A 24,358-nucleotide genomic window follows, 5' to 3' on the forward strand; every position below is an offset into this window, starting at 1 on the left:
GGTTCTTATTTGAGAATTGTGTTAACGAAAATGACGAAAATTTTATTGGTGGACGATGACCTGGAGTTCAGGGACTTGCTCAAGGAAGCACTGGAGGGCGAGGGGCACGATGTTGTTTGTGCCGCTGATGGTTTGGATGCACTGATGAGACTCGACACTTTTACCCCGGATGTTATCTTGCTCGACTTAATGATGCCCAAACTCAATGGTTTTGAGATGTTACTTGCCCGTAAGGACAGTACACCTGTGATAGTGATTTCGGCTGTCGATAGCGAAGAGGAAAGGATTAAAGGTTATGAGCTGGGGGCTGATGATTTTTTGAGTAAGCCATTTAGCGTCAAAGAGTTGTTGGTCCGTATTCAGGCGCTCATAAGAAGGATCAATATCAGCAAGGGGCAGGAACCTACCGATCTGGCGCTCAATAAGCATATTCAGTTTGATGAGACGGATTACACAGTAGCCATTGCCGATCAGCAATTGGCATTGACTCAGACAGAGTTTCGTTTGTTTAAATATCTGTTTGAGCGTAAGGGCCAGGTGGTTACCAAGCAGGAGCTACAGCGACGGGTGTTAAAAAAAGAGTTGGGGCGGTTTGACCGAAACCTGGATATGCATATCTCCAACACCCGACGTAAACTGGAGCAGACCCGTTTGCCAAGAAGCCTTATTAATACTGTGCGCGGCCAAGGATACAGTTTCAGCCTTTGGTAAACTCCACTGATTTTTCCCCGAATATCAAGCCAGAGTCGGCCGCGTTTTCAAGCGCGGCCGATTTGGTTTATCCTATAGCCCACTTGCGCGAGCCTTTCGGCTCCACACCCTATAAAAGCAATGAAGGAAAACATCATGCGGATCAGCGCGAATTTTGATGGTGGCAATATTCAGGTCATCAGTCTTGATAATAAGGACGACATCAGACTGGCGATCCGCCCGGATCAGGGCGGAGAGTTCTACCAGTGGTTCAATTTCCGTTTTGAAGGCCAGGTAGGAAACAGTTACACCCTCAATATCATCAACGCCGGCAGCGCTTCTTATCCCAAAGGCTGGGAAAACTACCAGGCGGTTGCCAGCTATGATCGCCAGCACTGGTTCCGCCTGCCGACCAAGTATGATGACGGCAAATTGAGTATCAATGTGGAATTGGACGCCGATGCGATTCAGATAGCCTATTTTGCACCTTACAGTTACGAGCGCCACCTGGACCTGCTCAGCGCTGTGCAAGTGCATCCTGAAGTGAGCCTGGAGCACCTGGGTCTGACCTTGGATGGTCGCGATCTGACGCTGGTCAAGGTGGGTGACGGCGATAACAGCAAGCGCAATATCTGGATCACAGCCCGTCAGCACCCAGGGGAAACCATGGCCGAATGGCTGGTGGAAGGTTTGCTGTATCGTTTGCTGGACTCGGATGACCCTGTCTCCAAACAGTTGCTGGATAAGGCCAACTTCTATGTTGTACCCAACATGAATCCCGACGGCAGCGCCCGCGGCCATCTGCGTACCAATGCCGCCGGTGTTAACCTAAATCGTGAGTGGCAAACGCCAAGCCTGGAGAAGAGCCCCGAGGTGTACCATGTGGTACAAAAGATGAAAGAAACCGGTGTGGACCTTTTCTATGACGTCCACGGTGATGAAGGTCTGCCTTATGTGTTCCTGGCAGGCTGTGAAGGCATTCCTTGTTGGGATGAGCGTTTGACTCAGCTGCAGCAGGAATTTGCCTCGGCGCTCTTGCTGGTTAGCCCGGATTTCCAGAGCGAACATGGCTATGAAAAGGACGAGCCCGGCAAGGCCAACCTGACCATAGGTTCCAACTGGGTCGGCGAAACCTTCAACTGCCTGTCAAACACCTTGGAAATGCCATTTAAAGACAATGATAATCTGGCCGATCCGCTGGTGGGCTGGTCCCCCGAGCGTTGCCTGTACCTGGGTGAAGCCTCTTTGACCGCCATGCTGGCCGTCGTGGACAAACTCAGGTAAGGAGCAGTTATGGCACTGGTTGAATGCCCTTTATGCCGCAAGCGGATCTCCAGTAAGGCACCCAGTTGCCCGCACTGCAGTTCGAAATTGGGACCCAACACCGAGTCGCTGTCGAGGATTAGCCATATTCAGCAGTCGACCAAACTGATGAATCAGAGCTTTCTGGCCTTGACCCTGTTTATCGCCGGGGTGGTTATCTGGTTCTGGGGTGGCGAAGTCGCTGAAGGTAATAGAGCCATCGCCGGTGCGGTCTGCTTTACGCTCGGTTTCGTAGGTTACCTGATAACCCGGGTACGTATTATTTTGCACAAGCGGAAAAGTGTATGACAGATATCAACAAAGTGATTGAAGAGATGCCGGTTGAGGTCTATGAGAGACTGCGCAGCGCCGCCGAGATAGGTAAGTGGGAAGATGGCACTGTGCTGACCGAGGAACAGCGGGAAAACACGCTGCAACTGGTGATGCTCTATCAGGCCAGACGTTTGGAGCAAACCGAACACTTTACTATAGGTGCCGGTGGCCAACTCAACGAGTTGTCCAAGGCGCAGCTGAAAAAGCAGTTTCGCGGTGAGAGCATTGCTGAGTTCAAAGAATCTGATCTTTAATTAAGTTTCTGGATTCGAATGATAAAAAAGCCCTGTATAAACAGGGCTTTTTACTATCAATTAAATTCAATCCGAAGTGAGTTCGCCACAGAGGTTTTGTTGCATCTGCCGTCTTATCTCTTCTGTACTCAGCCCTTGGGAGAGCAGGTAATGCAATTTGGTCAAGGCGGCTTCCGTGGTCATATCGGCGCCGCTGATAACGCCGGCTTTTGCCAGGGCGTTGCCTGTGGCATAACCGCCCATATTGACTTTTCCCTGCAGGCACTGGGTCAGATTAATAAGCACTGTGCCTTTGTCGTTGGCCCGCTTGAGAGTTTCCAGCAATCCTGGGTCCTGCGGCGCGTTGCCGACACCATAGGTCAGTAATATCAGTGCTTTTACCGGCTGCTGCAATATGTTGTTGAATACCTCGGTGGAGATCCCGGGATACAAGGTAACCACACCTATGGGGTGAGGGGTAATGGGCGCCACTTTCAGGGGCTTATCGCTGGGCGGAGCAATTTTACCGGCGCGCAGGCGAATCTTGATCCCGGCTTCCAGCAACAGGGGGAAATTCGGCGAAGCAAAGGCATCGAAGCCGTCGGCATGAGCCTTGGTGGTACGGTTGCCGCGGAACAACTTATTGTTGAAGAACAGGCAAACCTCGGCAACTGGGTAATTTGCCGCTATATACAGCGCATTAAGTAAGTTGGTTTGACCGTCTGAACGCAGCTGCGCCAATGGAATTTGCGAGCCGGTGACGATAACCGGCTTACCGAGATCTTGCAGCATGAAAGACAGCGCCGAGGCGGTAAACGCCATGGTGTCTGTGCCGTGAAGAATAACAAAGCCATCATACTTGTCATAGTTGGCCTGAATGTCGTCGGCTATCATCTGCCAGTGGCTGGGAGCCATGTTGGAGGAGTCTATCAGCGGACTATATTCCTGGATCACGAACGTCGGCATCTCTTCATGGAAAAACTCCGGCATGGAGTTGACGCATTCCGTCAGGAAACCGGCGACCGGGGCAAAGCCATTACTGGTTTTTTGCATCCCTATGGTGCCGCCCGTGTATGCGACATAGATGGACTTTTTTTTGTTCATAATCTGGCTTTATTTATCATTGGAGCAAAAGAGAGGCCGGATTATAGCAAATCAACCCCGACAGCATAAGGCACAAAAAAGCCCGGCGAACCGGGCTTTCAGGATTATCAGTAACTGCAGTTATCGCAGTAGAGATAGACGCCGTTGGGGTCGTCAAAGGCGGCAAACTCTTCCAGTACCTGGCTCCATTGAGTCAGCAGCTTTTCCAGTACGCTGGACTGCTTGACGCTGTGAGGCAGATAAGCTGAGACACTGGCGAACATCTCCTGAATGAAGAGTTGCTCAGGTGTCAGTTCCTGTTCTATCACTCGGCTGTCAAATTTATCGAGCTCGGCCAATTCGGCCGCTTTGGCGATAGCGTTATCGAGATCGCCAAGCTCATCCACCAGACCCAGCTCCAGCGCTTTCTTGCCGGACCAAACGCGGCCTTGGGCAATCTTATCCACCTGCTCGAGTGTCATATTGCGTTCGTTGGCCACCAGTGAGATAAAGTCTTTGTAGCCACGTTCGATATGGCGCTGGATCACCGCCTTGACGCCATCGGAAAGTGACCGGGTAACAGAAAGACCGGCCCAGTCGGAGGTGGCCACCCCATCGGTATTGACGCCGATGGAAGACAGGGAGTCCTCGAAGGTGGTTATCATGCCGAAAATACCGATGGATCCGGTCAGGGTAGTGGGGTTGGCATAGATATAGTCGGCGCTGGCCGAAATCCAGTACCCGCCTGATGCAGCCATGCTGCTCATGCTGACCACCACAGGCTTACCGGCTTTCTTCAATGCCAGCACTTCCTGACGAATTTGCTCGGAAGCAAAGGCGCTGCCGCCGGGGCTGTCGACCCTGAGTACTACGGCCTTGATAGTGTCGTCGAAGCGCGCCTTACGCAGCAGGGCGGAGGTACTTTCGCCGCCGATATCACCGGCCGGTTGACTGCCGTTGAGAATATTGCCCTTGGCCACTATAACGCCAATCTCTTCTGAGGGGACCAACTCGGGCAGCGGTGCCATCAACTTGGCGTAGTCATAGTAGCTGATCTGCTTGAAGCTATCGCCTTCCTTGCTTTTGCCCACCAAGTCCAACATCGCCAGGCGGAAGTCCTCGGCGCTGGCAAGTTTATCGACCCACTTGAGGTTAACTGCCATGGTGCCTGAATCGCCGTCGGCTTGCTCCAGCTCTGCCAAATAAGCGCTAGCATTAAGGCCTAGGTTGGATTTGTCTATGCCACGATTGGCTGCCACTGTGTCTGTATAGCTGCCCCAGATGTCGTTGAGCAGAACAGAGTTGGCTTCCTTGGCGGCTTCTGACATGTCGTCACGGATAAAAGGTTCAACCGCTGACTTGAAAGTACCAACACGGAAAATGTGCGCCTTGATTTTTAACTTATCCAGTGCCGACTTATAGTACTGACGGTAGCGGCTCAAGCCATCTACCGCCACCATACCCTCTGGGTTGAGGTAGACAGTATCGGCAAAACTCGCCAGGAAATACTGGTTCTGATCATAATAGTTACCTATGGCGACCACAGGCTTGCCACTATCCTTGAATTCATTGAGTGCCTGGCCTATGGCGCTCAGCTTACTCAGGCCGCCATATTGCAACTCGGACAGATCCAATACCAGGGCCTTGATCCGCTTGTCATTGGTAGCGCTGTTAATGGTATAGAGCACATCACTCAATAAGATTTCGCCGTTGACATCGGGTCCTTTGCCTTGGTTTAACATCGCCTCTAACGGGTCAATCTGGCGTTTCTGATCCACTATGCCGCCGGCCAGGTTCAATACCAACGCCGAGCCATCCTCAACTTGGACTTCATCACTGCTGACCATGGCGATGACCACGGCTATCAAAGCGATAAAGAACAGCGGGAAGAACACTAGGTTCAACACCAGCTTGCGAATGAAGTTGATCACATTCCAGATCAACATCAGGGTATTCTTGGTTGTCAGGGGTTTTGCGGACATAGCCACTCCATTTTTCCATGCATTCCGCTAATGCTAACTGAAAATAACAGCAACGGGAAAACACATTTGTAAGTGATTTTATACGCGTGCTTTTACCGGCTTAGCCGAAGGGAGATCGCAATGCATGCTTTATGTTGAGCTTGATGGCGGCTCAGGTTATGCTGATTTAAATCACTTGTTTAAAAAGGATGTTTTAATGTCGGGCTTTCCTCATTTATTAGAACCCTTGGATCTGGGGTTTACCCAGCTGAGAAACCGGGTACTCATGGGTTCCATGCATACCGGGTTGGAAGAAGAAAAGGGCGGTTTTGAGAAACTGGCACACTTCTACAAGGAGCGGGCGCTGGGTGGTGTGGGTTTGATTGTCACCGGCGGCATAGCGCCAAACTTTCGCGGCCGTTTGGCCCCCAACGCCTGTCAGCTGAGTTTTCCCTGGCAAGTGGGCAAACACCAAATCGTTACCCGCGCCGTGCATGAGGGCGGCGCCAAGATCTGTATGCAGATCCTTCATGCCGGTCGTTATGGCTATCATCCTTTTTCACTGGCACCGAGCAAGGTCAAGTCACCCATTACCCCATTTACGCCGAGCGCCATGTCTTTGCGGCAAATCCGTGGCACCATAAAGGATTATGCCACCTCTGCCGAATTGGCCAAACGGGCCGGTTATGATGGCGTGGAAGTGATGGGCTCTGAAGGCTATCTCATCAATCAGTTCATCTGTGAGCGGGTCAATCAGCGCAGCGATGAGTACGGCGGCAGTTTTGCCAACCGTATTCGCCTGCCACTGGAAATTGTTCGCGCTATCCGCGCCAAGGTCGGGCCCGAGTTCATCATTATCTTTCGTTTGTCTATGCTGGATCTGGTCGACAAGGGCTCAAGCCTTGAGGAGGTCATAGAACTCGGCAAAGCGCTGGAACAAGCCGGTGTCACTATCATCAATACCGGCATAGGATGGCATGAGGCCAGGATCCCGACCATAGCCACCAGCGTACCCAGAGGCGCCTTTGCCTGGGTCACTGAACGTTTGAAAAAAGAACTCAGTGTTCCTTTGGTGGCCACCAACAGGATCAATACACCTGAGATAGCCGAGCAGATCCTCTCCTCGGGGCAGGCGGATATGGTGTCTATGGCCAGGCCTTTCCTGGCCGATCCTGAGTTTGTCAACAAAGCCGCGGCCAATCAAAGCGAAGCCATCAATACCTGCATCGGCTGTAATCAGGCTTGTCTCGATCATACCTTCTCGCTCAAGCGTGCTACTTGCCTGGTTAATCCAAGAGCCTGCTATGAGACAGAGATTAATTTCCCCAAGACTGAGTCACCCAAACGCCTGGCTGTGATGGGCGCGGGCCCGGCGGGGATGGCGTTTGCCGTCTACGCCGCTGAGCGGGGGCACAAGGTGACTTTGTTTGAAGCCCGAGATGAAGTCGGTGGCCAGTTTAACCTGGCGCGCAAGATCCCCGGCAAGGAGGAATTCAACGAAACCATACGCTATTTCAAGAATCGCCTCGCACACTTTAAGGTGGACCTGCGTTTGAATACGCCGCTCAACGCCTCTGTGCTCAGGGATGAGGCTTTTGATGAGTTGGTGGTCGCCAGTGGTGTTGTACCAAGAGAGCTCAACTTGCCCGGATTTGATTCTCCCAAGGTGGTCAGTTATCAACAGGTGCTGCGGGGCGAGGTGGAAGTCGGCCAGCGGGTGGCACTTATCGGCGCCGGTGGCATAGGTTTTGACTTGGCGCATTTCCTCGGCGAGCAGGAGTCCAGCACGCTGGAGCCGGAGCGCTGGTATCGTCAGTGGGGCATAGACACAAGTTACGCCGAGCGCGGCGGACTGGCCAAACAAGCCCAGGCGCATGCCCCGGCCAGAGAGCTGTATTTGTTGCAACGCAAGAAGAGCAAGCTGGGTAAAGGCTTAGGTAAGACCACGGGCTGGATCCATCGCATGGTGCTTAAGCAGCACAAGGTGACAGAGCTCAGTGGGGTCAGCTATGAGCGCTTTGATGACCAGGGATTGCACATACTGATTGATGACAAGCCGCAACTGCTGCCAGTGGATACTGTGGTGATCTGCGCAGGCCAGGAATCCAACCGTGTGCTGTTGCCGGAACTGGAAGAGTGCGGCTTGCCAATGCACCTCATTGGCGGCGTTGATGTTGCTGCCGAGTTGGATGCCAAACGCGCCATTCGTCAGGGTGCAGAATTGGCGATGCGGATCTAGTCTCTAACCGGGTTTAGGGAAGGTGCGAATAAGTCCTTTTGGCCTTCTCTTTTGTAGAGAGTGGCTTATTCAGCAATTGGCGTTCAAGGTATCTAACTGAAGGCATGCCGGGCCCTTTATCGATGGCGGCGAGTGGCGGGGGATTTATATCTTTGATGTTGCCAGTTTGGCTGAGGCTGAAGCCTTGACGGCCAGTGATCCTGCGGTTCAGGCCGGTAGCCTTATTATGGAACTTAAAGCTTGGTACGGCAGTGCGGCTTTGCTGGAGGTCAACCGTATTCACGCCCGGATAGCCGAGTCACAGCCTTGAGTGACAAGCTTTCAACACTAAATGAGCGTTTCAAAGCCGCTTGAGGATATCTTTCGGTATTGAGCTCAACCCGGGCGGCGGTAAAAAACCACCCAAGCCGCGGTCGATACGCAAATGCTGCAGATCCAGCGCCCGGGTCAGGGGCACGAAGAGGGCGCCTGGATGAAGGATATATTCGCTTACCAGGTTGAAGCCGCCGCCACAGATAACCCTTTGATACTGCCAGCCAATATCTGAGGCCGGGTACAGCTGCAACCGGGTTAATCCAGGTTTGTGCTCTTTGTTGTTGCAGTTGTTGAACTCGCTCAGAGCACGCTTATCAAGGGATTTGCTATCAAGGGGTTTGTTATTAAAGCCTGCATCGGCGCTCGGGCGCGGCGGCGCAATAATATCTATCGTTTCTCCCGCCTTTGTGGCGTGTTCAAGCAGCAAAGCCTGCTCGGCAAGGCTTCCCGAGTGGATCACCAGAGTCTGTTTAGGCTTTTCAAGACCCTTTGGGGTTGCGCCTTTGGACTTGTCTTCGCCGAGTAACGGCAGCCAGAAGCGTTGGCCCGTTTGATTGGAGAGCGCCAGCTCTTGCTCCGGGGTCGGCCATTCACAAAACCAGATTTGCTGAAAACGGGGAATATGGGCAATACGCTGGCGATAGACATTCCAGTTGAGCAATCTGGCGATATAGACAAGTTTGCCAGGCAAGGGGATATCACCAAGCTCGCCCCAAATGCCCCCGGGAAAGGCATCTATCAGCATGAGCCGACACGCTTGTTGCTTGTTGAGCGATGCCAGTAACTGCTTGAGCCAAGCGCTGAGTTCGGCTCGGCTTTGAAGCCCGGGCGGCAGACTTATGTGTTGAATGCCCTTTGGTAGCAGCGTGTCGACCGCTAACGGCAGTGGACTTGTGATCACCAACGCTTGCTGCGCCTTGATAAAGCCGAGCACTTTCAGTGCCCGGCTCAAGTGCCCGAGTCCGCCGCCGGGGGCGTAATAGATAAGCATCAGTGACTCGCCGTTTGAGCGACCAGAGACTTGATGACAGAAAAATAACGCTCGGCTTCAGCCTCGGCGCTGCACTGACTCAGTACTGTTTGGTACAAAGCCTGGCTCTTGGCGGCGCGAATCGAAGCGGTATCGGTTTGCCAACGCACCAACGCATCCAAAAGCGATTCCGCCGAAGTTGGATGAAACAGATAACCTGAGTCCGTTTGGCCGCGGAGATTATTTGCTGCGTCACTGTCAGTCAAACGGCCATCAAAGACATGCTTTTCGCGCTCATGCAGGCTGTCGAAGATAAGATCGGCCATACCGCCGCAGCAGGCGCCGAGCACAGGGATGTTGAGCGCCGCCGCCTCCAGCAGCACATTGGGTGTTCCCTCATAGAAAGAGGGAATGGCGATAAGGTCGCATACCAGATAACGGCTTATCAGCTGATACCTGTCAAGAAACGGCTCCAGGGTGTAACTGCCCTCGGGCAGGGTTTGCAATAGCTCGGCGGCGCTTTCATCCAGCTCGCCAATCAACAACAGATGGCAGTTGTGTACCAAGGGGCTGCGTTTGAAGGTCTCGATAAAAAAGGCCAAACCTTTTTTCTCTTTCAAATGGCCGAACAGGCCAATCACAGGCTGACTGGGATTTTCCAGGTTATTGGAACGCCAGGCTTTGGCTTGCTCTTTATCCAGCGGCAGTGGTCGCCAACGTTCGCTATCCAGGCCATTACTCATGTTGTGCACTCTGACTTGCGGCCACAGGGCTTTGACCCGTTTTGCCTTGTCGGCGCTGACGGTCAATACCAGCGCGCTGGCTTGCAGCGTATCCTGCAGCACTTGATAGCGACGATGATCGAGAATACTCAAGTCGAAGTCATTGCCGCGCAGCAATGTGATGAGCGGTAGCCCAAGCCAGGCGGCAAAGACCCGCCCGGCATGCATGGAGAAGGGATAGCCATAGGCAACGACAGCATCATATTCACCTTCCAGCTTGTGCCACAGAAGATTGAGCGAGTGCGCCGGGTTTGTACCCATGGGAAAGCTGTGATCGCAACCCTGCTCAGCAAAATAGCCGGTCTCCTTTTCCAGGCCGCCGGAGCGTAAATGATAAAGGGTGATATGTACCCCGAGCCGCCGCAAATGGCGCACCAGTCTATCGCAGGACAATGCCATGCCGCCTTTGGCCGGCGGGTAGTGTTGAGTCAGCCACAGTAGCCTGGGGTTAGCTGTCATAGATATCCCGGTACTCGTAATCCGGCAACTGCTGATCATCTTCGTCGACAGGGAGCTCAAAAGCGGCAAAGTCCTCGGCATCAAACTCTTTATTGTAACTGCCGTGTTTGGTGTGCAGTTGGTACCAGGCACTGCCGAGATACAGTTGCTTGAGGGCGAAACCGGCAAGCGGATCCTCAGGTTTAACGCCTTGTAGGCTCAATTGCTCATACTTGGTGCCTGAGTGTGGATCTTCATAGACTTCCTTGCCGACCTTCAAGGGTTTGGCGGCGCACTGGAAACACAGACAGGTTTTGGGATCCAGATGATGCTCGCAGACACTGGCTTGGCACTCACTGCAACTGCCAACGGCAGGTTGGCCGCAAGGGCTGAGGGTGAAAAAACCGACTTTTAACTGACACTGACTCATATTATCCCCTGGCTCGAATACTGGTCTGTTGATAGGACTTGGCGATGGTTCTGAGAATATTCTCGGCATCCATCAAACGTGACTCACCGATAAATTTAAAGGTGGAGTTGGATTTCACCTTGGTGATGCCGTTTTGAGTCTGTGCCTTGCTCGTTGGTGCCAGTTTACCCTGGCGTAGATGATAATATTCAGCATTCAGCGTCAGGCAGCTGCGAATGCTGCGCCGTCCCTTGTACTTGATCTTGGTTTTGACTTTGCCTCGGGCGTTGCGACGGGTGCGTTTACGACGACAGATAACATCATCCACCCGCAGTTGCAGCTCATTGCCGTCCTTGAGTTTGGCCCTGAATTGCAACAGTGGCACTTCAAAGTAGGCCAGTTGGGTATTTTTCTCAGGCTTTTCGGTTCGGGCCGGCTTACGCTTGTGTATGGAGTCGAGATCCAGTTTCAGTTGCACGCTGTTGGTCTCCATCGCCAGTACCTGCATCAATTTGATAAGGCCGGTGCGCACATTGTCGTTGACGTCCATATTGTTGCAGCTGTGAAGCAATAATATCGAGGCCAGAGTCAAACCCACCAAGGCATACACCACCAGGTGAGGTACGGGCAGGAATATGCTGACAATAGTGAAACCTATTAACCAATTGCGGCTGCGGCGAAACTGGCGTCTCAATGGGCTGCCCATACGATCCAATCGGGTCAGGCGCTTGAGAAACAGTAACCAGTGCTGGGTCGAATGGGTTGCATCCAACTTCCTGGTGCGGATAAATTCTTGCTCCACCGGGGTTAACTGCTTGAACACTTTGCGCATTCGCCAGTAGTGAAGCGGGGCGTTAAAAGGGTTTATGGCTGTTTCCATATCGTTTCCTTGACATTAAACAGGTGCTATTAAGCGGTAGCTTGCATGGGGCCTTGGCTCAGCTGTTGATACAAGTCGCTGAGTTGAGTGCAGATCTGTTGCCATTGGAACTGCTCTGTCACCCTTTGTTGGCCCTTGAGGCCCAAATCTTTGGCCTTGGCCGGTTGACTGAGCAGCTCAATACAGGCTCTGGCGAGCTCGGAGGGCCTGGAGGGGGGAACCAAGAGCCCATGGACTTCATGGGTTACCAGCTCACGAATGACAGGTAGATCCGAGGCGATAACTGCGGTGCCACAAGCCATGGATTCGAGTACTTTCAAAGGGCAGCATCCCTGAAGCATGTTGCGCCTGCAGGGCGTGAGCGGCGCCAAAGACGCGCTCGCGGCCTGGATTTTTTGCCTGAGACTGGCTTGGTCCAGCCCAAAATGCAGCGAAACACAATCTTCCAGTTCCATGGACTTGAGCCAGGCCTTTACCTGCCGGGCCTGGCGATTTTCGAGTGACAGGCAGAGATCCAATTCGACCTCCAACTGCTGACGCACCAAGGCAAAGGCTTTGAGCAGATCCCTAAGCCCCTGCCAGCGCTGGGCAGCACCAAAATAGATGAGCCTGGGTAGCCTCGCATCCTCTGCTTGCCTCAATGGCTCGGCAGGCGGCAACTCGGCGCCGTTTGGCAGATAGACTACTGGAGTGGTAGTGCGTTTTTCAAGGCCGGCAGCCGTGATTCTTGATGGGGTCACAATCAGATCGGCACCATCCAGGCAACGCTGCTCCCAGGCGCTGATTTTGGCCAGGGTTTTTCGCGGCAGCGACAGGTGAATAGGCAGCTCTATGCTGGGCAGGGCATTGACCTCATAAACTAGCTTGAGCGCTGGATTGTCCTTGCGATGATCCAGCAAAGGCACCCCCGCCCAGGGATCACGAAACTGCGCCAATGTCAGGGTATCGCGATTTTGCCTGAGCAGCGTCCTAAGCTGATTGGCATAGTCCAGCGCCTTGGCAAGTACGTTATTGCCCGAACTTGGGTTTAGCTGGTGCCTGACGATACTGACCTCACTGCTTACCTCGCTGGGATTGCTGCCGAGTGACAGGGTTTCTTTCTGCCAGGAAGGCATCTGGGGATCACCTTGCAGATAGAGCATACCGGGGGACTGGAAGGCAAACAGGGTTGACGCCATATAACGTATATGGGTCGAAGCGCCTTTGGGCAGAGGGTAGCGGTCAAAAGCGCAATAAAGACTTTTGAATGAATAACTTGAGTCTGATTTCATAAGTCCGGCAGAGTACCGGAGTCAGGCAGGATTTACAACGAAAAAACGCTTGTTTGACTGTAGGAGATCTGCCATTGACGGCGTTTTTTGCGCTTGTTTCAGGCCAAATGTTTAACCCGCAGCAGCGGCATGTCGGCACCTTCGCTGGAGAGGTCCAAGTCCAGATCTTCCGTAGGCACACAGCAGCAGGGCAGGCATTCATCCGCCTTTAACTCGGCCAATGGCGTGGTCAGATAAGTGACCGAGCCACTGCGCACCCGGGTCTTGCAGGCGCCGCAAAACCCGCTGCGGCACTCGGAAAAAATGTTCACCTTACGGGCTTCAAGCGCTGCCAGGAGAGTCCTGTGCTCTGTGGTATACAGCAGCAAGGGCTCTCCGCGCAGCAGCACGATAGGGGCTTTGTTAAAGGTCAAAGTCGGAGAACTCATCGTCATCGACAGCCGAATCTATCTGGCCGACCAGGTAGGATGATACTTCCACTTCCTGAGGCGCCACCTGTACGGCATCGCTTTCCAGCCAGTTTTTCATCCAGGGCAGGGGATCGCTCTGCTCACTGTATGGTGCGCCCAGGTTAACCGCCTTCATTCTCTGATTGGTAATGAACTCCACATACTGGCAGAGAATGGTTTCGTTCAGGCCTATCATGGAGCCATCCTTGAACAGGTACTTGGCCCAGGCCTTTTCCTGCTCGGCGGCGCGCAGGAACAGATCGTAAGCTTCCTGCTGGCACTCTTTGGCGATTTCACCCATCTCAGGGTCATCTTTGCCACCCTGCATCAGGTTGATAATGTGCTGGGTTGAGTTCAGGTGCAAAGCTTCATCGCGGGCGATCAGGCGAATGATCTTGGCGTTGCCTTCCATCAGTTTGCGCTCGGCAAAGGCAAAGGAGCAGGCGAAGCTGACGTAAAAACGTATCGCTTCGAGCGCATTGACCGACATCATGCACAGATAGAGGGCTTTTTTGATGGTGCGGGTAGTGACTTCAAGGGTGCGACCGTTAACGTCGAACTTGCCTTCACCATGCAGGTGATACAACTGAGTCAGCTCGATAAGGCGGTCATAATACTCGGCAATATCGCCGGCGCGCTTGAGGATCTCCTCATTGACCACTATGTCATCGAACACCACGGATGGGTCGTTGACAATATTGCGAATGATATGAGTGTAGGAACGACTGTGAATGGTCTCGGAGAAGGACCAGGTTTCAATCCAGGTTTCCAGCTCAGGCAGGGACACCAGCGGCAGGAAAGCCACATTGGGGCTGCGGCCCTGAATCGAGTCCAACAGGGTTTGGTACTTGAGATTGGAGAGGAAGATATGCTTTTCATGATCCGGCAGGGCGCCAAAATCGATTTTGTCGCGGCTGACATCCACTTCTTCCGGGCGCCAGAAGAAAGACAACTGCTTTTCGATCAGTTTCTCGAATACTTCGTACTTCTGTTGATCGTAACGGGCCACGTTAACCGCTTGACCGAGAAACATAGGTTCGCGGGTGGCATCGTTGGGGGTTTGACAAAAAATTGAATAAGCCATGATCTACTCTTTCCAAACAACGGGGCCACCTGGGCCCCGAACTTGTTACTTAATCCTGCTTAAATCTTGCAGGCGCCGCCGGCACAACCGTCGTCTTCCTTCTCGATGCTGGTAATGTCATCGAATTTGTCGGAAGCACCGTCCCGGGTGTTGTGGTAATAAAGGGTTTTGACCCCGAGTTTGTAGGCGGTCAACAGATCCTTGAGCAGCAGCTTCATTGGAACTTTGTTACTTTCAAACTTGGATGGGTCATAGTTGGTATTGGCCGAAATCGCCTGATCGACAAACTTCTGCATAATACCCACCAACTGCAGGTAACCGTCGTTGCCGGGCATCTGCCACAGCAACTCGTACTTGTCCTTGAGCTCATCAAAATCGGGCACCACTTGCTTGAGCTGGCCATCTTTACTGGCCTTGACGCTGATAAGGCCGCGTGGAGGCTCAATACCATTGGTGGCGTTGGAGATCTGCGAAGAGGTCTCGGATGGCATCAGTGCCGACAGAGTCGAGTTACGCAGGCCATGCTGCTTGATATCGTGACGCAGGGCATCCCAATCCAGGTGCAGCGGCTCATCACAAATCTTGTCCAGATCCCGCTTGTAGGTATCTACCGGCATGATCCCCTGAGAATAAGTGGTCTCATGGAACAGCGGGCAGGCACCCAGCTCTTTGGCCAGATTCATCGAGGCTTTGAGCAGGTAGTACTGTATGGCTTCAAATGTTTTGTGAGTCAGGCCGTTGGCGCTGCCATCAGAGTATTTCACGCCGTTCTTGGCCAGATAGTTGGCGAAGTTGATGACCCCGATACCCAGAGTGCGGCGGTTCATCGATGCCGTCTTGGCAGCGGGAATAGGGTAGTCCTGGTAATCCAGCAGGTTATCCAGGGCGCGCACGGCCAAATCGGCAAGGCCTTCCAGTTCGCCCAAGTCTTTTATCGCACCCAGGTTCAGCGCTGACAGAGTACAAAGGGCGATTTCGCCATTGGGATCGTCAATGTTGTTCAGTGGCTTGGTTGGCAGGGCAATCTCAAGGCACAGGTTGGATTGACGCACAGGGGCCACTTCGGCGTTGAAGGGGCTGTGGGTGTTACAGTGATCCACGTTCTGCACATAGATGCGACCTGTGGAGGCGCGCTCCTGCATCATCAGCGAGAAGAGCTCGACCGCTTTAAGGGTCTTCTTGCGAATGCTCGGATCTTGCTCATATTTCACATACAGGCGTTCGAATTCGTCCTGATCGGCAAAGAAGGCATCATACAAGCCGGGAACGTCCGATGGGCTGAACAGAGTGATATTTTGGCCCTTGATCATCCGCTGATACATCAGCTTGTTGATCTGAACGCCATAGTCCAGGTGACGGATACGGTTGTCTTCAACACCACGGTTGTTTTTCAGAACCAGCAGCGATTCAACTTCCAGGTGCCAGATAGGGTAGAACAGGGTTGCAGCACCGCCGCGAACGCCGCCCTGGGAGCAGGATTTCACCGCAGTTTGGAAATATTTGTAAAAAGGCAAACAACCTGTGTGGAAGGCTTCGCCGCCACGAATAGGGCTGCCCAGGGCGCGAATACGGCCGGCGTTCACACCGATACCGGCTCTCTGGCTGACATATTTGACGATGGATGAGGCCGTGGCATTGATAGAATCCAGGCTGTCATCACACTCGATCAGCACGCAAGAGCTGAACTGACGTGTCGGCGTACGCACACCGGACATGATAGGGGTCGGCAGAGAGATCTTGAAGGTAGAAACCGCATCATAAAAGTCTTTGACATACTGCAGCCGGGTTTCTTTCGGATAACGGGCAAACAGACAGGCGGCGACCAGAATGTAGAGGAACTGGGCACTTTCGTAGACTTCATGAGTCACACGGTTTTGTACCAGATACTTGCCTTCCAGCTGTTTGACGGCAGCATAGGAGAAGTTCATGTCGCGCCAGTGGTCGATATAGCTGTCGAGTACATCCAACTCTTCACGGCTGTAGTCTTCCAACAGGTGCTTGTCGTACTTGCCCATGGCAACCAACTTGCTGACATGATCAACCAGTTTTGGCGGCTCAAACTGACCAAAGGCTTTCTTACGCAAATGAAAAACAGCAAGGCGGGCGGCCAGGAACTGATAGTCCGGAGAGTCGGGAGAGATCAGATCGGCTGCGGCCTTGATAATGGTTTCATGGATGGCTTCAGTGGGAATACCATCATAAAACTGCAGGTGAGAACGTAACTCCACCTCGGAGACCGAGACGTTGTTTAATCCTTTGGCTGCCCAGGTGATAACGCGATGGATCTTATCGAGATCTATGGTCTCGCGTGCGCCACTGCGTTTGGTAACTGTCATAGTGCTATTCATTGAAGATAGGCCTTGGTTGTAATATCTGTGACAATGACGCGTCGGCGTCATTAAACCTTCCCTTGTAAAACAATCAACCGAACAGTTAACGACGGCGGCCCGAGTGGGCTCTGTTAACCGGGAGTTTTCAGTGCAAGACTAGTATGTTTGATTGCGACTGATACACAAGATATGGTGTTTTTCTATATCTTGGATAACAAGATAGTGAGGTGTGGCACTTTTTGCAAGCCTGAGTTTTGGGTATATCTTGTGGATATCTTGAGGATATTGAGTGGCCGATTCCGCAAAGCTGCATCATTGCTGGCGCACAGTCATCATGGTTAAAAATTAAGCGATCTCACTCAAGGTGATCGACTGCTAAAATAAGCAGCGATCCGCGATCTTGCTCAGATCCGCTCGGTTAAAGTAGCATCCGGACTGCGACTTTCATTAAGGCCTTGTCCCCTCGGGAAAACAGTGCCGATTTAGCGTTTTTCTTACCTTGTTACCACAATGGCAGAGACATCACTGCCTGTGGATGGTTCAACTGCCAATCTGCGCCCCAGTCTGCCGGTTTATCCTCTGCCGCCAGATATCCCCACATGGCGATGGCAGAGGGCATATTAACCGCCTGCGCCGCGGCTATGTCGCGCTCTGCATCGCCAAGATAGAGAATACGTTCGGTCGCGCAGTTAAGCTGCTGGGCCCCCAGTAACATAGGAGCCGGGTGGGGCTTGCGATAGAGGGTAGTATCGGCACTGATCACAGCATCAAAGCGTTTAAGCAGCCCGATGCGCTCTAACAAGGGACGGGTAAAACGCGCTGGTTTATTGGTGACAATCCCCAGCGGCATAGCTCTTGAACGGGCACTGTCCAGCAAGGCTTCTATGCCTTCAAACAAACAGGCTTTTTGGCCGTTGACCGCATCATATTCCCTGAGCATCGCTTGCCGGAGATGCTCCTGCTCTTCGGCTGAGGCTTGGGGCACGGCGGCTTGCACCATGGCAAGCGAGCCGTGAGAGGCCAGAGTGCGCAAAAGTTTGCGCTTATCTTCTATCGATACCCCATGGGATGCCAGCGCCAAGGCCAGCGCTTCGGTCAGGTCCTCGGCGGTATCCACCAAAGTTCCATCCAAGTCGAACAGAATCCCTTGAAACGGCAGCTTAGGCGTCATGGCATCAGTCCTGGCGCTGACAGGCAATCATGTAGTTGACGTCAACGCTCTTGGTGTAACTGAATACGCCACTCAAAGGGTTGTATTTTATGCCCAGCGCGTCACGACACAATAGTTCAGTGTTTTCTGCCATGGCGATTAACTCGGATGGGCGGATAAACTTACTGTGGTCATGGGTTCCGGCCGGCAACATTTTCAGTACATACTCGGCACCGAGTATGGTTTGCACCCAGGACATGATGTTGCGGTTAATGGTGGAGAAGAACACCCAACCACCGGGCTTGACCATATCGCAACAAGCCTGGATCACAGATTGCGGATCCGGTACATGCTCGAGCATTTCCATACAGGTAACTGTGTCGTAATGCCCCTGATGATTCTGGGCATGCACTTCGGCAGTTTCTTGCAGGTAGTCTATGCTGACGCCGGCTTCCAGCGCATGCAGCCTGGCGACTTCCAACGGCTCAAAACCCATATCCAGCCCGGTGACCTTGGCGCCGATGCGGGCCATGCTCTCGGAAAGAATGCCGCCGCCACAGCCGACATCCAGCACCAGTTTGTCAAAGATACCGCCGGATTGGGCATCTATATAATTAAGGCGCAGTGGGTTGAGTTCATGCAGCGGCTTGAATTCACCGGCAGGATCCCACCAACTGGCGGCCATACTTTCAAACTTGGCAATTTCCTGAGGGTCGACATTGGGTTGAGAAGACATATTCGGACCTGAAACAGCAATATTAAGGATGCGCCTATTATAACCATATAAGCCATAGGGAAGGGCAGTATAAATTGGCGCCTCAATGTGATCGGCGGCACTAAAGGCCAAAAGCTGGACAAAATATCGGCAAGATTCGGTTTTTGATGATAAAAACAACAACGGAACTCATGTCTATGACAGTGATATCAGCCCCCGCTCGCGACTTGTATCATGCCCTTGGCGTTTTTGGCTGCAAAGGCGGCTTTAAGGACTTCCGACATTAAATAACTGTGTTAGAATGCCAAATCACGTTTGTTGGGCTCGACAATGACACGGATTTACAAGTTGTCAGCTAATTTAAGGGGATCGAGCAGTTTATGACTGATCTGGCTTTATCAATTTCGCCAATAAATATTGAAGACGAACTAAAGAACTCCTATCTGGATTACGCCATGAGCGTTATCGTCGGGCGGGCATTGCCAGACGTACGCGATGGCCTCAAGCCGGTGCATCGCCGCGTACTCTTTGCGATGAACGAGCTGAAAAACGATTGGAATAAACCCTATAAGAAGTCGGCACGTGTTGTCGGTGACGTGATAGGTAAGTATCACCCTCATGGTGATAGCGCCGTATACGACACCATAGTGCGGATGGCACAGCCTTTCTCGCTGCGTTACACCCTGGTAGATGGTCAAGGTAACTTCGGCTCCATCGACGGCGATGCCGCGGCGGCCATGCGTTATACCGAAATTCGTATGGAAAAGCTGGCGCATCAACTGCTGGCTGACCTTGAGAAAGAAACCGTCGATTATGTCCCCAACTACGACGGCACCGAAATGATCCCGGCCGTATTGCCGACCCGGATCCCCAACCTGCTGGTCAACGGCTCCTCCGGTATTGCGGTGGGCATGGCCACCAATATTCCGCCGCATAACCTGAACGAAGTGGTTAAAGGCTGTTTGGCGCTTATTGAAGAACCTGAGCTGTCTATCGAACAGTTGATGGAGTATATCCCGGGCCCGGACTTCCCGACTGCCGCCATTATCAATGGCAAGAAAGGCATAGAGGAAGCGTACCGTACCGGCCGCGGTAAGGCGATTATGCGCGCCCGTGCCGAGGTGGAAACCGAAGACAATGGCCGCGAGCGGATCATTGTTACCGAGATCCCGTACCAGGTGAACAAGGCTCGTTTGATTGAAAAAATTGCCGAGCTGGTAAAAGACAAGAAAATTGAAGGCATCAGCGGCCTGCGCGATGAGTCTGATAAAGACGGTATGCGTATTGTGGTTGAGGTCAAGCGCGGCGAAGTCGCCGAGGTGGTACTCAACAACCTCTATGCCCAGACCCAGATGCAAACCTCTTTTGGTATCAACATGGTGGCTTTGACCAATGGCCAGCCTAAGTTGTTTAACCTCAAGGAGATGCTGGAAGCCTTTATTCTGCACCGCCGCGAAGTGGTCACCCGCAGAACCGTGTTTGAACTGCGTAAAGCCCGCGAACGCGCGCATATTCTGGAAGCCCTGGCTATCGCCCTGGCCAACATCGACCCTGTGATTGCGCTGATCAAGGCCTCTCCAACACCGGCCGAAGCCAAGGTTAAACTGGTGGAAACCGGTTGGCAGCTCGGCAACGTGCAGGGCATGTTGGAAAAAGCCGGTGATGATGCCGCCCGTCCCGAGTGGCTGGAGCCGGAGTTTGGTATTCGCGATGGTCTCTACTATCTGACTGAGCAGCAAGCCCAGGCTATCCTAGAGCTGCGTCTGCACCGTCTGACCGGTCTTGAGCACGAGAAGATCCTCCAGGAATATGAAGAACTGCTGGAGCTGATTGCTGGATTGCTGCATATCCTCAGAAGCCCAGAGCGTCTGATGGAAGTGATCAAAGAAGAGTTGGAAGAAGTACTTGAGCAATATGGTGACGAGCGTCGCACCGAGATCAATGCTTCAGCCGTGGATATCAGCCTCGAAGACCTTATTTGCGAAGAAGATGTGGTAGTAACCCTGTCGCATTTGGGTTATGCCAAGTATCAGCCGCTGAGCGATTACCAAGCGCAGCGCCGCGGCGGTAAGGGTAAGGCGGCTACCAAGGTTAAAGACGAAGATTTCGTTGAGAAACTGTTGGTTGCCAATACCCACGACACCATTTTGTGCTTCTCCGACTTCGGCAAGCTCTACTGGCTCAAGGTTTATCAGTTGCCGCTGGCCAGCCGTCAGTCGCGCGGTAAACCTATTGTGAACCTGCTGCCATTGTCTGAGGGCGAGCACATTACGGCGATTCTGCCGGTTCGTGAATACGAAGCCGACAAGTATATCATCATGGCGACTTCCCACGGCACAGTGAAGAAGACATCGCTTATTGAGTACAGTCGTCCAAGAGCCAACGGCATTATCGCCGTTAACCTGAAAGACGGTGACCAGTTGATCGGCGTTGACCTGACCGATGGCAGCAACGAAATCATGCTGTTCTCCAACGAAGGTAAGGTTGTACGCTTCAGCGAAGATCAGGTGCGCGCCATGGGCCGTACCGCCACCGGTGTTCGCGGTATCAAACTCGAAGATGGTCAGGAAGTGGTTTCACTGATAGTGCCAAAAGAAGATGGTGCCATTCTGACAGTGACAGAAAATGGTTTTGGTAAGCGTACCGAGCTGAGTGAGTACCCAACCAAGAGCCGTGCTACCAAGGGTGTGGTTTCCATCAAGGTCAGCGAGCGTAACGGCGCGGTAGTCGGCGCGGTTCAGGTTGGCGACAATGATGAAATAATGCTGATCAGCGACAAGGGCACACTGGTGAGAACCCCGGCGGCCGGCGTTTCTATCATAGGCCGTAATACCCAGGGCGTGACCATTATCCGCACTGCCGGTGACGAGGCCGTGGTGGGTTTACAGCGTATCGATGAAATCCAGTCTGATGAAGACGAAGTGGAATTCGATGAAAACGGCGAACCCATAGCGGCCGAACCTGCCGCCGAGGATACAGAAGGCCAAGCGCCCGAAGCACCTGAAGCCGAGCAGGAATAACAGCATCAAGCATATATGAGCGTCCAGTTGGACGCTCTTTTTTTCAAGGAGAACAATGAAGTGAGCACGATTTATAATTTCTGTGCCGGACCAGCCATGTTGCCGGCCGCGGTAATGCAAAAAGCCCAGCAGGAATTACTGGACTGGCAGGGGCACTGTGTCTCCGTCATGGAGATCAGTCACCGCAGTCAGGCCTTTATCGATCTCACCAAGGCTGCCGAGTCCAGATTACGCTCGCTGATGAATATTCCCGAAGATTACCATGTACTGTTTATGCATGGCGGTGGTCGCGGTCAGTTCTCTGCTGTCGTGAATAATTTTTTGGGCAATAACGGCAGAGCCCTGTATTTGGAGAGCGGTCAGTGGTCAAGATCAGCCACGGCAGAGGCCAGGAAGCTGGCCGGAGATGACAGGATTGATAGCCAAAGCATAGTTGAAAAGATCAATGGACTCAACAAAGTAACCTTGCCTAAGCTGGAAGGTGATAGTGGCAAGTATCGTTATGTGCACTATTGCCCTAACGAGACGGTAGATGGTATCGAAATTTTTGAAGAGTTGGAGTCTCCTTGGCCAATTGTGGCGGATATGTCATCCACTATCATGTCCCGTGAAATCGATGTCAGTCGTTACGGGCTCATTTATGCCGGGGCGCAAAAAAATATCGGCCCTTCCGGTTTGGCCATAGTGATAGTGCGTAAAGAGATGCTGGCTTTGCCGGCCATGCCGCAATCGTCCATCATGGATTATCGCTTGGCGGCCGAAAACGATTCCATGTTTAACACTCCCCCTACTTTTGCCTGGTATTTGGCGGCCGAAGTGTTTGAGTGGCTGCACCGGGTGGGCGGTATCGAGGCGATGGCAGAGCTCAACAAAGCCAAGGCCGAACTGCTTTATGCCTGTATTGATGAACTGGACTTTTACCGCAATGGTGTGGCGACGCCAAACCGCTCGCGGATGAATGTGACTTTCCAATTGGCCGATGAGTCGCTCAATGGTGAGTTCCTGAAAGAGGCGGAGGCCGCAGGTTTGGTGGCTCTTAAGGGGCACAGAATTGTCGGCGGGATGCGTGCCAGTATCTATAACGCCATGCCTTTGGCCGGCGTTGAGGCCCTGGTTGCCTTTATGAAAGCGTTTGCGGCCAAGCACAGCAGCTGAACCCCGGCGAAAATCGTTTTATTGCAACAAATCCCATAAAAAAGCGAATGCCTCGGCATTCGCTTTTTTCATCTCACTCTCCAATTTTAACCTTGCAACACCTTGGCGATAGACTTGGCAAGGTAATCGACATTGCTATCGCTTATCCCGGCGATACTGATCCGGCTTGAGTCCACCATATAGATACCGAACTCCTGCTTAAGTTGTTCAACCTGCTCTGGCGACACCCCAAGGAAGGAGAACATCCCTTTTTGGCGGGCGATAAAGCTGAAGTCCTGCTCGACGCCTATCGCCTTTAAACGCTCAACCAGAATGGCACGGTTACCGTTTATCCTGTCACGCATCACCTTGAGTTCATCCAGCCACTGCTGCTTGAGCTGATTGTCGCCGAGAATGGTTTCCACCAACGCGGCTCCATGTGCCGGCGGCATGGAGTAGAGACAACGCACCACATAAAGCAGTACCGACAAGGCGACATCGGCGGCAGCACTGCTGTTGGCTATGATGCTGCAAGCGCCGATACGTTCGCGATAAAGGCCAAAATTCTTTGAGCAAGAGGAGCAGAGCAACATGTCTTCCACGGCCGCTGCCATCTTGCGAACGCCGTAAGCATCCTCTTCAACACCGTCACCAAAGCCCTGGTAAGCCATATCGATAAGCGGGGTAAAACCGCGTTTGACGGCGACTTGTACCACTTGGTCCCACTGCTCGGTGCTGAGATCCTGGCCCGATGGGTTGTGACAACAGGCATGCAGCAGCACCACATCGTTTTCCCCAAGAGTGTTAAGTTTGGCGAGCATTTCATCAAACTTCAGCGCCTTGGTGGCGTAGTCATAGTAAGGGTAACGCTCAACCTTGAGACCGGCCGCCTCAAAAAGTCCGGTGTGATTGGCCCAGGTCGGATCGCTGACCCAAACGGTTGCGTCTGGGCGACAACGTTTAATAAAGTCGGCTGCGACCCGCAGCGCGCCGGTGCCGCCGGGAGTGGAGACACTGCGAATGCGTCCTGCGCTCAGGGTAGGGTGCTGCTCACCGAATGCCAGCTCGGCAATGAGACGATTGAAATCACTGCTACCGGCAGGGCCGATATACACCTTAGTGGTTTCTGTGGCGGTGCGGCGCTGCTCGGCGGTCTTAACGCAGTCGAGGATGGGGGTATTTCCCAAGATGTCTTTATAGACACCAACGCCCAAATCAATTTTTTCATGGCGAGGGTCGTCGCGATATTGGCTGAGCAGCCCAAGAATGGGATCGGCTGGCATCGCCTTGAGTGTGCTGAACATAGGGTTCCCTGGATTGAATACTTGTTGAAGAAGATTAGCATAACGATATTTAGGTTATTTGTTAACGGCTGGTGAGGTTGCAGTAAGCGATAGTCTGAGTGGTGCAACTGGCAAGCTGGGCTTCCAGGGTGTAAAGCTCTGTTGCAAGAAAGCAGAGTCGTTTCTCTGTATCACTTGTTGGAACGTCTATCGGAGAGTTAAAGAGCTTATTTAGCGCTAGTTGAATAATTTTCCGCTGAAATCGGCTTTTTTCAGCAAAAAACGGT

General features: G+C 52.8%; 21 protein-coding genes. 8 read left to right on the forward strand and 13 right to left on the reverse strand.

The window, feature by feature from the left end:
* Window positions 1-30: 30 nt before the first annotated feature.
* From AYI96_RS09190 to AYI96_RS09205, 4 genes are all read left to right on the forward strand, one after another.
* Window positions 31-711 carry a response regulator transcription factor gene (locus AYI96_RS09190; RefSeq protein ID WP_039033000.1) on the forward strand — a complete coding sequence of 227 codons (681 nt, stop codon included), beginning with the start codon at window positions 31-33 and terminating at the stop codon, window positions 709-711.
* A 135-nt stretch (window positions 712-846) separates the two neighbouring features.
* The gene (locus AYI96_RS09195; protein ID WP_071476035.1) at window positions 847-1,974 is read left to right on the forward strand and encodes a M14-type cytosolic carboxypeptidase; all 1,128 of its coding nucleotides are present in this window, start codon (window positions 847-849) and stop codon (window positions 1,972-1,974) included.
* A 9-nt stretch (window positions 1,975-1,983) separates the two neighbouring features.
* Window positions 1,984-2,301, forward strand: coding sequence for a hypothetical protein (locus AYI96_RS09200; RefSeq protein ID WP_039032998.1), 318 nt, complete (start codon window positions 1,984-1,986; stop codon window positions 2,299-2,301).
* Complete coding sequence (locus AYI96_RS09205) at window positions 2,298-2,579, forward strand: YeaC family protein (RefSeq protein WP_039032997.1); 282 nt, start codon at window positions 2,298-2,300, stop codon at window positions 2,577-2,579. The genes AYI96_RS09200 and AYI96_RS09205 overlap by 4 nt, the downstream gene beginning before the upstream one ends.
* Window positions 2,580-2,645: 66 nt before the next feature.
* On the opposite strand, the gene ansA is transcribed toward AYI96_RS09205, so the two are convergent.
* A complete protein-coding gene (gene ansA, locus AYI96_RS09210; protein WP_039032996.1) occupies window positions 2,646-3,662 on the reverse strand; it encodes an asparaginase in 1,017 nt (338 codons plus the stop codon).
* 107 nt (window positions 3,663-3,769) lie between these two features.
* Window positions 3,770-5,623: a signal peptide peptidase SppA gene (sppA, locus tag AYI96_RS09215; RefSeq protein ID WP_144361486.1), complete on the reverse strand. Its 1,854-nt coding sequence runs from the start codon at window positions 5,621-5,623 to the stop codon at window positions 3,770-3,772.
* 196 nt (window positions 5,624-5,819) lie between these two features.
* Here sppA and AYI96_RS09220 point away from each other — a divergent pair, with 196 nt between their 5' ends.
* Window positions 5,820-7,841, forward strand: coding sequence for an FAD-dependent oxidoreductase (locus AYI96_RS09220; RefSeq protein ID WP_039033038.1), 2,022 nt, complete (start codon window positions 5,820-5,822; stop codon window positions 7,839-7,841).
* A gap of 118 nt (window positions 7,842-7,959) precedes the next feature.
* Window positions 7,960-8,151, forward strand: coding sequence for a YciI family protein (locus AYI96_RS09225; protein ID WP_083399733.1), 192 nt, complete (start codon window positions 7,960-7,962; stop codon window positions 8,149-8,151).
* 30 nt (window positions 8,152-8,181) lie between these two features.
* Here AYI96_RS09225 and AYI96_RS09230 read toward each other — a convergent pair whose 3' ends face one another.
* From AYI96_RS09230 to ubiG, 10 genes are all read right to left on the reverse strand, one after another.
* Window positions 8,182-9,147 carry a hypothetical protein gene (locus AYI96_RS09230; RefSeq protein WP_144361487.1) on the reverse strand — a complete coding sequence of 322 codons (966 nt, stop codon included), beginning with the start codon at window positions 9,145-9,147 and terminating at the stop codon, window positions 8,182-8,184.
* Window positions 9,147-10,367 carry a glycosyltransferase family 4 protein gene (locus AYI96_RS09235; protein ID WP_186300046.1) on the reverse strand — a complete coding sequence of 407 codons (1,221 nt, stop codon included), beginning with the start codon at window positions 10,365-10,367 and terminating at the stop codon, window positions 9,147-9,149. The genes AYI96_RS09230 and AYI96_RS09235 overlap by 1 nt, the downstream gene beginning before the upstream one ends.
* Window positions 10,357-10,776 carry a hypothetical protein gene (locus AYI96_RS09240; RefSeq protein WP_052247922.1) on the reverse strand — a complete coding sequence of 140 codons (420 nt, stop codon included), beginning with the start codon at window positions 10,774-10,776 and terminating at the stop codon, window positions 10,357-10,359. The genes AYI96_RS09235 and AYI96_RS09240 overlap by 11 nt, the downstream gene beginning before the upstream one ends.
* 1 nt (window position 10,777) lies before the next feature.
* Window positions 10,778-11,635: a hypothetical protein gene (locus AYI96_RS09245; protein ID WP_039032992.1), complete on the reverse strand. Its 858-nt coding sequence runs from the start codon at window positions 11,633-11,635 to the stop codon at window positions 10,778-10,780.
* A 29-nt stretch (window positions 11,636-11,664) separates the two neighbouring features.
* Entirely contained in the window at window positions 11,665-12,906 is a 1,242-nt protein-coding gene (locus AYI96_RS09250; RefSeq protein ID WP_144361489.1) for a glycosyltransferase family 4 protein, read from the reverse strand.
* Window positions 12,907-13,004: 98 nt separating this feature from the next.
* Complete coding sequence (gene yfaE / locus AYI96_RS09255; protein WP_039032991.1) at window positions 13,005-13,340, reverse strand: class I ribonucleotide reductase maintenance protein YfaE; 336 nt, start codon at window positions 13,338-13,340, stop codon at window positions 13,005-13,007.
* Entirely contained in the window at window positions 13,309-14,439 is a 1,131-nt protein-coding gene (gene nrdB / locus AYI96_RS09260; protein WP_025010421.1) for a class Ia ribonucleoside-diphosphate reductase subunit beta, read from the reverse strand. Before nrdB ends, yfaE begins: the two co-directional genes overlap by 32 nt.
* A 59-nt stretch (window positions 14,440-14,498) precedes the next feature.
* A complete protein-coding gene (nrdA, locus tag AYI96_RS09265) occupies window positions 14,499-16,787 on the reverse strand; it encodes a class 1a ribonucleoside-diphosphate reductase subunit alpha (RefSeq protein ID WP_144361543.1) in 2,289 nt (762 codons plus the stop codon).
* Window positions 16,788-17,271: 484 nt separating this feature from the next.
* Window positions 17,272-17,940: an HAD family hydrolase gene (locus AYI96_RS09270; protein ID WP_144361490.1), complete on the reverse strand. Its 669-nt coding sequence runs from the start codon at window positions 17,938-17,940 to the stop codon at window positions 17,272-17,274.
* A gap of 4 nt (window positions 17,941-17,944) precedes the next feature.
* On the reverse strand, window positions 17,945-18,655 hold the full coding sequence (gene ubiG / locus AYI96_RS09275) for a bifunctional 2-polyprenyl-6-hydroxyphenol methylase/3-demethylubiquinol 3-O-methyltransferase UbiG (protein ID WP_039032988.1): 711 nt from the start codon (window positions 18,653-18,655) through the stop codon (window positions 17,945-17,947).
* Between the two features lie 359 nt (window positions 18,656-19,014).
* Between ubiG and gyrA the strand changes: the two genes are divergently transcribed.
* The gene (gyrA, locus tag AYI96_RS09280) at window positions 19,015-21,654 is read left to right on the forward strand and encodes a DNA topoisomerase (ATP-hydrolyzing) subunit A (RefSeq protein ID WP_101096456.1); all 2,640 of its coding nucleotides are present in this window, start codon (window positions 19,015-19,017) and stop codon (window positions 21,652-21,654) included.
* Between the two features lie 60 nt (window positions 21,655-21,714).
* Entirely contained in the window at window positions 21,715-22,809 is a 1,095-nt protein-coding gene (gene serC / locus AYI96_RS09285; RefSeq protein WP_039033035.1) for a 3-phosphoserine/phosphohydroxythreonine transaminase, read from the forward strand.
* A gap of 86 nt (window positions 22,810-22,895) precedes the next feature.
* Here the strand turns inward: serC and AYI96_RS09290 are convergent, their stop codons facing one another.
* Window positions 22,896-24,092: an amino acid aminotransferase gene (locus tag AYI96_RS09290; protein ID WP_144361491.1), complete on the reverse strand. Its 1,197-nt coding sequence runs from the start codon at window positions 24,090-24,092 to the stop codon at window positions 22,896-22,898.
* Window positions 24,093-24,358 lie beyond the last annotated feature (266 nt).

It is taken from the genome of Shewanella sp. MSW (assembly GCF_007636515.1).
Lineage (GTDB): Bacteria > Pseudomonadota > Gammaproteobacteria > Enterobacterales > Shewanellaceae > Shewanella > Shewanella indica.

Bases quoted from the DNA above. Each gene is read 5' to 3' on its own strand.
- AYI96_RS09190 (WP_039033000.1), top strand. From the start codon at position 31: ATGACGAAAATTTTATTGGTGGACGATGACCTGGAGTTCAGGGACTTG.
- AYI96_RS09195 (WP_071476035.1), top strand. From the start codon at position 847: ATGCGGATCAGCGCGAATTTTGATGGTGGCAATATTCAGGTCATCAGT.
- AYI96_RS09200 (WP_039032998.1), top strand. From the start codon at position 1,984: ATGGCACTGGTTGAATGCCCTTTATGCCGCAAGCGGATCTCCAGTAAG.
- AYI96_RS09205 (WP_039032997.1), top strand. From the start codon at position 2,298: ATGACAGATATCAACAAAGTGATTGAAGAGATGCCGGTTGAGGTCTAT.
- ansA (WP_039032996.1), bottom strand. From the start codon at position 3,662: ATGAACAAAAAAAAGTCCATCTATGTCGCATACACGGGCGGCACCATA.
- sppA (WP_144361486.1), bottom strand. From the start codon at position 5,623: ATGTCCGCAAAACCCCTGACAACCAAGAATACCCTGATGTTGATCTGG.
- AYI96_RS09220 (WP_039033038.1), top strand. From the start codon at position 5,820: ATGTCGGGCTTTCCTCATTTATTAGAACCCTTGGATCTGGGGTTTACC.
- AYI96_RS09230 (WP_144361487.1), bottom strand. From the start codon at position 9,147: ATGCTTATCTATTACGCCCCCGGCGGCGGACTCGGGCACTTGAGCCGG.
- AYI96_RS09235 (WP_186300046.1), bottom strand. From the start codon at position 10,367: ATGACAGCTAACCCCAGGCTACTGTGGCTGACTCAACACTACCCGCCG.
- AYI96_RS09240 (WP_052247922.1), bottom strand. From the start codon at position 10,776: ATGAGTCAGTGTCAGTTAAAAGTCGGTTTTTTCACCCTCAGCCCTTGC.
- AYI96_RS09245 (WP_039032992.1), bottom strand. From the start codon at position 11,635: ATGGAAACAGCCATAAACCCTTTTAACGCCCCGCTTCACTACTGGCGA.
- AYI96_RS09250 (WP_144361489.1), bottom strand. From the start codon at position 12,906: ATGAAATCAGACTCAAGTTATTCATTCAAAAGTCTTTATTGCGCTTTT.
- yfaE (WP_039032991.1), bottom strand. From the start codon at position 13,340: ATGACGATGAGTTCTCCGACTTTGACCTTTAACAAAGCCCCTATCGTG.
- nrdB (WP_025010421.1), bottom strand. From the start codon at position 14,439: ATGGCTTATTCAATTTTTTGTCAAACCCCCAACGATGCCACCCGCGAA.
- nrdA (WP_144361543.1), bottom strand. From the start codon at position 16,787: ATGAATAGCACTATGACAGTTACCAAACGCAGTGGCGCACGCGAGACC.
- AYI96_RS09270 (WP_144361490.1), bottom strand. From the start codon at position 17,940: ATGACGCCTAAGCTGCCGTTTCAAGGGATTCTGTTCGACTTGGATGGA.
- ubiG (WP_039032988.1), bottom strand. From the start codon at position 18,655: ATGTCTTCTCAACCCAATGTCGACCCTCAGGAAATTGCCAAGTTTGAA.
- gyrA (WP_101096456.1), top strand. From the start codon at position 19,015: ATGACTGATCTGGCTTTATCAATTTCGCCAATAAATATTGAAGACGAA.
- AYI96_RS09290 (WP_144361491.1), bottom strand. From the start codon at position 24,092: ATGTTCAGCACACTCAAGGCGATGCCAGCCGATCCCATTCTTGGGCTG.